Here is a 1,355-nt window from a genome sequence, read left to right as displayed (position 1 = left end):
TTAGCAGGCTGCGGAAAAAGGCGCTTGCCTTGATGTGGCATTGCTGATTCCAGGATCCCGTCGAGGGATGTTGAAGGGATCGGGATGCGCGGCGGTGATGAACGGAGCGAGGGGCTGTTCTCGTACGTGAGTTGCGAGGCTCGGGTGCCGGCGAACCATGCTCTTCGCGCGATCCGGGCGATTGTCGATGAAGCGCTCGAAGTGCTGTCCGCGGACTTCGACGGCCTGTATTCTCGTATCGGGAGGCCGTCGATCCCACCCGAGAAACTTCTTCGGGCCTTGCTCCTGCAGGCCTTCTATTCGATCCGCTCGGAACGCCAGTTGATGGAGCAGATGGACTACAACCTGCTCTTTCGCTGGTTCGTCGGCCTGGCGATGGATGCGCCGATCTGGGATGTCACGGTCTTCACCAAGAACCGCGAGAGGCTGCTGTCCGGGGACGTTGCCGCCAAGCTCCTGTCGGCCATCATCAACCAGCCACGCGTGCAGGCTCTTCTTTCGGACGATCATTTCTCGGTGGACGGCACGTTGATCGAAGCGTGGGCAAGCGCGAAAAGCTTCAGACCCAAGGATGAAGGCGGCCCCGGAGATGACGATGACGCCGGGTTGGCTTCCAGCCGCAGCGAGCAGGCAACAGCGCCGACCGACCGTAATGCCGAACGCGATTTTCGCGGCGAGAAGCGCAGCAATGCAACCCATGCATCGACCACAGATCCTGATGCCCGACTATTCAAGAAGGCGCGCGGCCAGGCAGCGAAGCTGTGCCACATGGGCCATGTCCTGATGGAGAACCGCAACGGCCTCGTCGTCGATGCGATCCTCACCCACGCCACCGGCACCGCCGAACGCGAGGCCGCGCTGACCATGTTGGGCCGCATGGAAGGACGCCACCGGATTACACTGGGCGCGGACAAGAACTACGACACCGCCGCCTTCGTCGCGGCGCTGCGCGAGATGGAGGTCACCCCGCACGTAGCCCAGAACAACACCAACCGGCGCTCCGCCATCGACAGGCGCACGACACGCCATCCCGGCTACGGCCTCTCCCAGAAAATCCGCAAGCGGATCGAGGAGGTGTTCGGATGGACGAAGACCTGCGGCACCATGCGAAAGACCCGCCATCGAGGCCAGGACCGCGTCGGATGGTCCTTTACGCTCACCGCTGCCGCCTACAACCTCATCAGACTGCCAAAACTTCTGGCCGCGGCCTAATCGTGTCGCTCACGTCACCACGACCGCGCCAACGTGGTCGGTATCTCCGAATTTCACCCTGAAACGAGCGACAGACCAGTCCCCCTCCTTCGAACGCAGATCGACGGTGACCACTGCGGCGCCTTTTTCCGCAGCCTGTTAGA

The 1,355-nt window shown here is 62.4% G+C and carries 1 protein-coding gene; it reads left to right on the top strand.

Features of this window, described 5'->3' with window-relative positions:
- Positions 1–84 precede the first annotated feature (84 nt).
- Positions 85–1,212 carry an IS5 family transposase gene (locus tag OKA11_RS24315; protein ID WP_267225191.1) on the top strand — a complete coding sequence of 376 codons (1,128 nt, stop codon included), beginning with the start codon at positions 85–87 and terminating at the stop codon, positions 1,210–1,212.
- Positions 1,213–1,355: the final 143 nt, after the last annotated feature.

The organism is Novosphingobium clariflavum, from assembly GCF_026420865.1.
Lineage (GTDB): Bacteria > Pseudomonadota > Alphaproteobacteria > Sphingomonadales > Sphingomonadaceae > Novosphingobium > Novosphingobium clariflavum.
The sequence above is the reverse complement of the archived record's forward strand: the minus strand, read 5'-3'. Positions and strand labels throughout refer to the sequence as shown.

Bases quoted from the DNA above. Each gene is read 5' to 3' on its own strand.
- OKA11_RS24315 (WP_267225191.1), top strand. From the start codon at position 85: ATGCGCGGCGGTGATGAACGGAGCGAGGGGCTGTTCTCGTACGTGAGT.